The organism is Brachybacterium sp. HMSC06H03, assembly GCF_001807385.1.
Classification (GTDB): domain Bacteria; phylum Actinomycetota; class Actinomycetes; order Actinomycetales; family Dermabacteraceae; genus Brachybacterium; species Brachybacterium conglomeratum.
Window position 1 is genome coordinate 1 of the sequence record NZ_KV788632.1, and the last position, 9,323, is coordinate 9,323.

The 9,323-nt window shown below is 71.8% G+C and carries 8 protein-coding genes; 2 read left to right on the top strand and 6 right to left on the bottom strand.

All coding sequences use genetic code 11. From position 1 onward, the window contains the following. The first annotated feature begins 164 nt into the window (after window positions 1–164). On the top strand, window positions 165–896 hold the full coding sequence (locus HMPREF3159_RS00105) for a GNAT family N-acetyltransferase (RefSeq protein ID WP_070498998.1): 732 nt from the start codon (window positions 165–167) through the stop codon (window positions 894–896). Window positions 897–1,220: 324 nt separating this feature from the next. Then, the gene (locus HMPREF3159_RS00110) at window positions 1,221–2,336 is read left to right on the top strand and encodes a PLP-dependent cysteine synthase family protein (protein ID WP_070498999.1); all 1,116 of its coding nucleotides are present in this window, start codon (window positions 1,221–1,223) and stop codon (window positions 2,334–2,336) included. A gap of 274 nt (window positions 2,337–2,610) precedes the next feature. On the opposite strand, the gene HMPREF3159_RS00115 is transcribed toward HMPREF3159_RS00110, so the two are convergent. From HMPREF3159_RS00115 to HMPREF3159_RS00140, 6 genes are all read right to left on the bottom strand, one after another. Beyond that, complete coding sequence (locus tag HMPREF3159_RS00115) at window positions 2,611–4,026, bottom strand: glycoside hydrolase family 32 protein (protein WP_070499000.1); 1,416 nt, start codon at window positions 4,024–4,026, stop codon at window positions 2,611–2,613. A 47-nt stretch (window positions 4,027–4,073) separates the two neighbouring features. Then, entirely contained in the window at window positions 4,074–4,895 is an 822-nt protein-coding gene (locus HMPREF3159_RS00120) for a carbohydrate ABC transporter permease (protein ID WP_070499001.1), read from the bottom strand. A 52-nt stretch (window positions 4,896–4,947) separates the two neighbouring features. Then, window positions 4,948–5,829 (bottom strand): carbohydrate ABC transporter permease, encoded by an 882-nt coding sequence (locus HMPREF3159_RS00125; protein WP_070499002.1) that lies wholly within the window; start codon window positions 5,827–5,829, stop codon window positions 4,948–4,950. Next, entirely contained in the window at window positions 5,826–7,214 is a 1,389-nt protein-coding gene (locus tag HMPREF3159_RS00130; protein ID WP_070499003.1) for an extracellular solute-binding protein, read from the bottom strand. The genes HMPREF3159_RS00125 and HMPREF3159_RS00130 overlap by 4 nt, the downstream gene beginning before the upstream one ends. A gap of 300 nt (window positions 7,215–7,514) precedes the next feature. Continuing rightward, on the bottom strand, window positions 7,515–8,576 hold the full coding sequence (locus HMPREF3159_RS00135; protein WP_070499004.1) for a LacI family DNA-binding transcriptional regulator: 1,062 nt from the start codon (window positions 8,574–8,576) through the stop codon (window positions 7,515–7,517). 98 nt (window positions 8,577–8,674) lie between these two features. Then, on the bottom strand, window positions 8,675–9,323 hold a 649-nt coding region (locus HMPREF3159_RS00140; RefSeq protein ID WP_070499005.1), incomplete at its 5' end, for an SDR family oxidoreductase.

The following is a 9,323-nucleotide window of genomic DNA, read 5'->3' on the forward strand; positions in this document are numbered from 1 at the left end:
CGCGCGGCTCCGCGCCCGGCGGCCACACCCGCCCCGTCGGTTCTGCCCCCGGCTCTCGCCGGCCCACCTGGGCCCGTTCACGCGGAGTGACAGGACTGCGCGCGGCCCACCCGTCGGGAGTAGCGTGGCCCGGTCACGCCCGCTCCGCCGCACGAGGTCACCGCATGCCACTGGATGAACAGCCCCACGTCGGGAGCGCCGACGCCCCCTCGGGCGCGGAGCATCCGGTGCTCGACAACCCCGCCTGGTCCTCGCTCACCGGCGCCCACCGCGAGCTCGCGATCGGCAACGAGCACGTGCTGCGCTACCCGGAGGACGTCTCCCCCTTCGTGGGCGTGCGCGACTGGGAGCACCCCGACGTCTGGGACGCGATCCTCGACGTGTTCGGGCACGATGCCGTGGTCTCCGTCTCCCACGCCGATCCGCTGCTGCCGGCCGGCTGGGCGCCGGAGTTCCAGATCCCGGGCGTGCAGCTCGTCCAGACCGACCGCCTCGCCCCGCGCCCCGAGCCGGAGGCGGTCGAGCTCGGAGCGGCCGACGCCGACGAGATGCTCGCCCTGATCGCGCAGACCAGGCCCGGCCCCTTCGAGGCGCGCACGCACGAGATGGGCCGCTACGTGGGGATCCGACGGGACGGACAGCTGATCGCGATGGCCGGCGAGCGCCTCCACCCCGACGGCTGGACCGAGATCAGCGCGGTCGCGGTCCATCCCGACCATCGTCGACAGGGTCTCGCCTCCCGCCTCGTGCTCGACGTCGCCCACCACATCCAGCGCCGCGGTGACAGGGCGCTGCTGCACGCCTCCGCCGCGAACACCGCCGCGATCGCGGGCTACGAGAAGCTCGGCTTCACGCTGCGGCGCCGCCTCACCTTCGGGGCGCTGCGCACACCCTGAGCGGCAGCGCTCTCCTTCCGCCCGGTCAGCACAGGGATCACGGACGTCCCACCAGCCCCGGAAGGGCTCGTGCGGCATGGGCGGTCCCGCCGCCCCTCGACGGACGCGACCCCCGCCGACACGGTCGAGGAGCTGCGGGAGCAGAGCGGGACGCGGTCCGGCGACACCAGGGCAGCCGCCGGCCACGCCCGACCCCGTGCGCACGTGAGCCGCCCGCCGGCCCGCCCGCCGCCTCCGCCGGCCACGACCGGGTCGTAGACCGACGCGGGCGAAGATCCACCGCGCCCGTCCAGCCCTCGACACCCGACTCGGTACGGTCTCCCCATGACCATGGATGCGTGCTGGCCCGAGCCCCTGCAGGACGTCGACCGCAGCGACGAGGACCTGCGGGCGTGGGTCGCCGAGCGGATCCACCGCCTGGACGCCGACGGGCGTCGCAGCGCCGACACCCACCTGGTGCGCCTGGATCTGCCCGAGGACTGGGACATCCAGCTCTACCTCAAGGACGAGACGACCCACTCCTCCGGCAGCCTCAAGCACCGACTGGCCCGCTCGCTGTTCCTGTTCGCGCTGGTCAACGGACAGCTGCGGCCGGGGATGCCGGTGATCGAGGCGTCGTCGGGCTCGACCGCGGTGAGCGAGGCCCATGTGGCGCGGATGCTCGACATCCCCTTCGTGGCCGTGGTCCCGCGCGGCACGAGCGCGCGGAAGATCGCGCTGATCGAGTTCGCCGGCGGGCAGTGCCACGTCGTGGACGGCGCGGCGGACATGAGCCGGGAGGCGCAGCGCCTGGCCGATGAGCTCGGCGGGCTCTTCCTGGACCAGTTCACCCACGCCGAGCGCGCCACCGACTGGCGGGGCAACAACTCCATCGCCGTCAGCGCCCTCGCCCAGCTCGAGCTCGAGCCGCATCCGGTGCCGCGCTGGATCGTGGTCGGCGCCGGGACCGGCGGGACCAGCGCGACCTTCGGGCGCCTGCTGCGCTACCGGTCCCTGCCCACCTCCCTGTGCGTCGCGGACGTGGAGAACTCCGCGTTCTTCCCCGGATGGGTGCAGGAGGATCCGCATCTCACCACTGGGTCCGGCTCGCGGATCGAGGGCATCGGCCGCCCGCAGGTCGAGCCGAGCTTCGTGCCCGGGGTCGTGGACCGGATGATCCGGGTGCCGGATGCCGCCTCGGTCGCCGCCGCCCGACATCTCTCCGAGGTGCTCGGCAGGCGCGTCGGCGCCTCGACCGGCACGAACCTCATCGCCGCGGCGCAGCTGATCACGCAGATGCGCGAGAAGGGCGAGAGCGGCTCGGTGCTGACGCTGCTGTGCGATCCGGGCGACCGCTACACCGACACCTACTTCGACGACGACTGGGTCGCCGCGCAGGGCTGGGATCTCACGCCCTGGCGCACGGCGCTCGCGGAGATGCTGCCGCTCGGGGTGCGCTGACACCCGGCCCACCCCGCCCGCGGAGGGCCAGGGCGCACTCAGCTCCAGGCACCCTGCAGACACCGCCCCCAGCCCCAAGCCCCAAGCCCACAGCCCACAGCCCACAGCCCACAGCCCACGGAGCATGGTCGACTACTGGCGCAGAGCGTACCTCTATGCCCATATAGGCATAGCGCTACGCCAGACGCCCGTGACCGACCATGCCACCGCCGGTGCCGGGCCGCGGATCGGGGGTACCGGACCCGGCAGCGCTCGGGATGCCGCGGCGGGAGGCTCAGCGCCCGGGCAGCTCGAGCGCCCACGCCTCGGCGAGCGCTCCGCGCACGCGGACCCGATCGCCGTCTGCCGGATAGAAGCGCAGAGTGCACGGGGAAACCGCGTCCGGGAGGTGCTCGAGGAGGCTCGCGTCGAGGAACAGCGTCGCGGGTCCGTCATCGGCCGAGAGAACCTCGCGCGCAGTGCCGTCGGCCCCGAGGATCTCGACCGTGACGGCCCCGCGAGTGCGCACCTCGGCCCGCGCGGGAGTCTCGAGCAGGAGCTCGACAGTGCCGCCGGCCCCGGTGGCCCCGGGCACGTCGACGTCGTCCGCCGCCTCCAGGGGCAGCGCCTCGGACCGCAGCGCGCGCAGCTCCGGGACCGGCAAGCTGCGCAGCTCCTCCCCGTCGAGCCGCAGCTCCCGCGGGAAGGTCAGCGCTCCGGCCCAGCCCTGGGCGTCGGTCTGCTCCTGGCTGCGCTGCTGCCCCTCCCATGACCAGCCCCACAGCAGCACCCGGTCGCCGTCGGCGTCGACGACGGCCTGGGGTGCGTAGAAGTCGGGACCGATGTCGACCTGCCCCCCGGCGGTCGGAGCGAAGCGCGGCGCGCCGTCCGAGCCGTCGACGAGGTCCCCCACCAGGTAGTCGACCTGGAGGGTGGAGCGCTCGTAGGTGGAAGGGTGCCCCCAGCGGGACAGCAGCAGCACCCAGCGCCCGCCGACGGGCACGAGCTGCGGGCACTCCCAGAGATCGGCGGGCGAGTGCTCGGCGGCGACAGGGTCGTCCCCGTGCAGCAGCGTGCCGACGAGCTCCCAGTTCTCGAGGTCCTCGCACGAGTACAGCAGCAGCGTCGGCACGAAGCGACCACCCTCGCGCACCCCGGCGCCTTGGATCCCCCAGCGCTTCCCGCCGTAGGTGAACACGAAGGGGTCGCGGATCCCGATCAGTCCGGGCACCTCGGGCACCTCGGCGGCGACCACGCCGGTGCGGACCAGCTCGGTGCCGCTCTCATCGAGGCGGGTGACCAGCACGCGGGCGAGCTGGTTCTCGATCCCGTCGACCCCGGAGTAGACGAGAGTGGGAACGGCGGGAGCACCGGGCCCGTCGGCGACGGGTCCGGCGGACAGCTCGGCATCCTCGGCGGCGCTCGCGTCGGGCGCGTGGTCGAGGAGTCCGACGCCGCTCCAGCAGCCGCCCTGGTCGGCCTCTCCCGGGCGGGGCACGGGGCCCAGCGGCTCCTCGCGCCAGCTCACCAGATCCGAGGAGGACATGTGCCCCCAGTGGATGTGCTCGTGGCGGGTGGACGCAGGGTTGTACTGGAAGAACACGTGCCAGCGGCCGTCGGCGGTGCGGTGGATGCCGTTGGGGTCGTTGATCCAGCCGAACGGGTGGACGCGGTGGAGGGCCGGGAAGCCGAGGTCGAGGGTGTCGGTCATCGTGATGCTGCTCCTGGTGACGTGGGGGCGGGGACGGTGGGCAGGGGTCATTTCGAGGACCCGGCGGTGAGGCCCTCGCGCAGATAGCGCTGGCCGAAGAGGAACACCACCACGGCGGGCACCATCGAGAGGATCACTCCCGCCAGCACGACCGAGATCGAACCCGTGCCGAGGTTGCCCTGGAGGGTCACGAGGCCGAGCGGCAGGGTGTAGTTCTGCTCGGAGATCATGAAGATCAGCGGGCGGAAGAACTCGTTCCAGTGGTAGTTGAAGGCGAGGACGCCCACGATCGCCATGCCGGACAGCGCCAGCGGCGCGTAGATGGAGAAGAAGGTGCGCCAGGGGGTCGCGCCGTCGAGCGCCGCGGCCTCCCCCAGCTCGAGCGGAAGGCCCAGGAAGTACTGGCGCATCAGGAAGGTCCCGAAGGCGGTGGGGATCGCGGGGAGGATCAGCGCGAGCAGCGTGTCGGAGAGCCCCATCCCGCGGATGATCATGAACACCGGCACGATCGTGACCTGCACCGGGACCATCATCGTCGAGAGCACGATCGCGAACAGGGCGTTCTTGCCGCGGAACTCGATGCGGGCGAAGACGTACCCCGCCATCGCGGCGGTGAGCATCTGGCCGATCGCGACGACCCCCGTGACCAGGGCGCTGTTGAGCACCAGCAGCGGCACCGCGATCTGCTCGAACACCGCGGCGTAGCTCGAGAAGTCCGGAGAGCTGGGGAAGAAGCTCGGGGGGAGGCTGAAGGACTCCGCGGCGGGCCGGAGCGAGGTGGTGAACGTCCACCACACCGGACCGAGGGTGAGCACGGCGGCGACGAACAGGGCGGAGTACTTGGCGAGGACGGGTAGGCGGCGTGTCATCGGGGGTCCTTCCGGACGGGGACAGGGGCGCTCGCGACGGCGGGAGCGCGGCTCACTGATAGAAGACGAAGCGTCGGGCGAGGCGGAACTGGGCGGCGGTGACGAACATGATCAGGACCATGAGGACCAGGCCGATCGCGCTGGCACGCCCGAACTCGAGCTCGCGGAAGGCGCTCTCGTAGATGACCATCACGACCGTGCGGGTGGAGTCCCCGGGCCCGCCGCGCGTGAGCACGTAGGGCTGGTCGAAGACCTGCAGCGCGGAGATGATCGCCATCACCGAGGCGACCAGCACGGTGGGACTCACCAGCGGCAGGGTGAGATGGCGGAACTGGCGCCAGCCGGTCGCCCCGTCGATGGAGCCGGCCTCGTAGATCTCGGTGGGGATCGAGCTCAGGCCGCCGATGAAGAGCAGGAACGAGAAGCCGAAGTTCTGCCACACGTACACCGCGATCACCACGACCATGGCCCACTGCGGGCTGGTCAGCCAGGGCACGGCCGGGACCCCCACCAGCGAGAGCAGCCAGTTGATGACGCCGTAGCTCTCGTTGAACAGGTACTTCATGAGGATCGAGACGCTCGCCGCGGACAGCACGAGGGGGAAGAAGAAGGTCGAGCGGAAGAACACTCGCAGCCACGGAGGCATCCGGGAGCTGACCAGCACGGCGAGCAGCATCGCGATGACGAGCTGGGCGGCGACCGCGACGACCACGAAGACGGCGGTGTTCAGGAAGGAGATGCCGACGGTGCGGTCGGTGGCGAGGTCGGCGAAGTTCTCCAGCCCCACGAACTGCGGGGAGGTGATGATGTCCCAGCGGAAGAAGGCGAGGGCGAGCGAGCCGACGATCGGCAGCACCACGAAGATGCCGATGCCGAGCATCGTCGGGGCGAGGAAGAGCCAGCGCAGCAGGGCGCTGTCGCGATCGGCGGTCATGAGGGGTCCTCCTCGGAGAAGACGGCGCGCAGGTCGGCGTCCAGATCCGCGAGCGACCGCGCGACCTGCTCAGGACCGCCGGACAGCGCGGTGGAGACATTGCGGATGAGCGCCGTCTCGACGGCGGCCTGCTGCGGCGGGGCGGGGATCGGGCCGGGGGACGGGAAGCGGTCGAGGGTCTCGTAGAAGCGTGACCAGTGCTCCGGACCGATGCCGGTGTACAGGGAGTCGTTCACCATCGAGCGCCGGGTCGGAGTGGTCGAGGGGGTCGGGAAGGCGAGCTCCATCGCCTCCTTCGAGGCGATGTACTTGATCCACTCCCAGGCCTGGTCCGGCTTGTCGGTGGTCTTCATGACCGCGTATCCGGCACCTCCGAACTGGTGACGCTGGGTCTTCCAGCGCGGGAAGAACTGCACGTCGTACTGCTCGGGGCGCATGCCGCCCTCGGCGAGCCCCTGCACCCAGTAGCCGCCCGCGGGGGTGGTGCCGATGCGACCGGAGGCGAACAGGCCGACGAGGGTGTTGCCGCCGCCCTCCTCGGGACGCACGGCGAGGCCCTCTCCGACGAGGCCGCGCAGATGCTCGAAGCTCTCGTGGACGCGGTCGTCGGTCGCGTTGGAGCCGGTCCAGAGATAACCGCCGGAGCGCTGCTCGCCGGGATAGAAGGTGGACCAGAAGTCCTCGCCGCCGCTCGCCCGCTCCTCGATCAGGAAGGAGGTGTCGTTGACGTAGAGCCAGGGCACGATCCCGCCGAAGAGACGATTGGTCCAGTAGTACGGGGTGGCGTCGCCCTTCATGCCGCGCAGCAACTCGGTGAAGTCGTCCTTCGTCCACTCCTCCCCCGGCATCTCGAGGCCGTTGCGCTCGAGGACGTCGAGGTTGAGGTACATGTTCGCGGCGTTGAAGTCGAGCGGGAGCTGGTAGAGGGAGCCCTTGTACATGAACGCCTCGATGAGGCTGGGGTGGACGTCCTCGAAGTAGTCCTTCATCTCCTCGGCGTCGCGCAGGAGGTAGTCGTCCAGCGGCAGCGCGAGGCGCTCGGCGAAGAGCTGCGCGCCTTCGGTCGCCGTGTAGACGATGTCGGGCTGGGTGCCGGAGGCGACCATCGTGAGGATCTTCGCGAAGAAGTCACCCCAGTCGGTGGCCTGCACCGACTGGATCAGCACGGGGATGTCGGGATGGGTCTCCATGAAGGCATCCGCGATCGCCTGACGGCCGGCCGCGTCCTGCGAGGTGCCGAGGATCAGGATCGTCAGGGCGTCCTGGCCGCGGCCGGGGGTGTCGGCCCCGGTGAGGCGGGGCCAGGCGGCGATGGTGCCGGCGAGGGCTGCCGCGCCGCCGGCGCCGAGGAGGGCGCGGCGGGTGAGGGTGGAGGGGCTGGCCATGCGGTCCTCTTCGTCGAGAGTCGGGACAGTCGAAGCGGGGTGATAGAGGAGGTGCGAGTCGATGCGGCTGTCCGGCGTCATCGCCGACACACCGCTTTCACACGTGTCGAAGTCGGTCGGGACCAGTATGCAGCGCAGCTTTCACACGTGTCAACCCTGATCCCGCGACAGCACCCGGAACCCATGACGCGGGCCGGCTCGCCCAGCCCCGGACCAGCCCGGGCCCGGAGCCGGCCCAGACCCGGCCGGAGCACCACCGGCCCCACCTCGACCAGCCCGCGCAGCAGACGTCGAGCGAGGTCAGCGCTCGCGTGCGATCCCCACCGACTCCCGCTCGACGAGCGGGCACTCGACGACCACGACACCCGCATCGTCGCCCGCCGCCTCGCCCTCCAGTCGCGCGAACAGCGCGTCCATCGCCCGGCGCCCCATCTCCTCGTGGGGCAGGGCGATCGTCGTGAGCTTCGGAACGAGCCGCTCGGCGAAGAAGTCCTCGTCATCGAAGCCGATCACCGAGAGGTCACCCGGAACGGCGATGCCCGCCGCGGCCGCGGCCTGGAGCACCCCGGCAGCGACCCGGTCACGGATGCAGAACACACCCGTCGGCGGGTCCTCCCCCGCGAACAGCCGGGCGGCGGCCCGGTAGCCGTCGTCGATCTGCCACCCCGCCTTCACCATCCGCGGTTCGAGCCCTGCGTCCGCCAGCTCGTCACGAAAGCCGGCCTCGCGCTCGAGGACGGCCACGGAGCGATCGTCGCCGGAGAGCATGGCGATCCGCCGATGACCGGTCTCGACCAGGCGACGAGCAGCACGTCGGGCGCCGCCGTAGTCGTCGGGCACGAAGGTGGGCGGCAGCTCGGCACCCTCGCCGCGCTCGTCCGCCCCGGGCGGCACCGGTTCGTGGTTCGCCAGCACCAGCGGGATCCCCGGCGGCACGACGGGGAGGGGGCCCCTCATGCGGCCCATGGTCGCGTAGAGCAGTCCGTCGACCTGGCGCTCGGCAAGGAGGCGGGCGGCATCCTCGACGGTGTGGTCGCGCAGCGAGAGGTCCACGGTGATCACGAGGTGATCGTGCCGGGCGGCGACCATGGAGGCGGCGCGCGCCATACGGCCCGCGAAGGGCGAGGTCGCGATCTCGTCGGTGATGAGACCGATCGTGCGCGAGCGACGCTCCTTGAGGGAGATCGCGAGGGCCGAGCGGGTGTAGCCGAGCTCGGCGGCGGCGGCGAGCACGCGCTGCTGGGTGGCCACGGCGACCGTCCCCTCCACACGTCCGTTGAGCACCATCGAGACGGTGGCCCGCGAGACGCCCGCACGCGCCGCGACATCGGCGGAGGTGGGGCGGCGGGACGAGGAGCTCACAGCTCGTAGGGTACGCGGCTCCTCCGACCGGCGGCGGGGCGGGATCCGTGGCTCCTTCCCCGCGATCCCGGCCCGTCGTCCCATGCCCGCCCGGCCGCTCACACCACCGCGGTCATCCCGCCGTCGACGTGGAGGGTCTGGCCGTTGACGAAGCGGCTCGCGTCGGAGGCGAGGAACACCAGCGGGCCGACGAGGTCCTCGACGTCGCCCCAGTGCCCGTCGGGAGTGCGGCGGGCGACCCAGGCGGAGAACTCCTCGTCCTCGACCAGGGCCTTCGTGAGCTCGGTGGCGAAGTAGCCGGGGGCGAGGGTGTTGACCTGGATGCCGTGAGGGGCGAGGTCGGCGGCGAGGCCCTTGGTGAACATCGCGATCCCGCCCTTGGTCGCGCTGTACGCGGCGATGGAGGGGCGGGCGAGCTGGGACTGGACCGAGCCGATCTGCACGATCTTCCCGCTGCCGCGCGCGATCATGCCGCGGGCGACGCGGCGGGCGCAGTAGAAGGCGGCGGAGAGGTTCGTGGCCAGCAGCGCGTCCCAGTCCTCGTCGGCGAACTCCGCGATCGGCGCCCGACGCTGGATGCCGGCGTTGTTCACCAGCACGTCCGGGGTGCCGTGCGCGGCCTCGATCTCGGTCAGCGCCGCGTCGACGGCGGCGGGGTCGGTGACGTCGAAGCCGGCCGAGAGCACCTCCGGCACCGCGCCGGCCCCGCCCGTCGCCTCGGCGCCGACGCCGGTCCCGTCGGCGGCG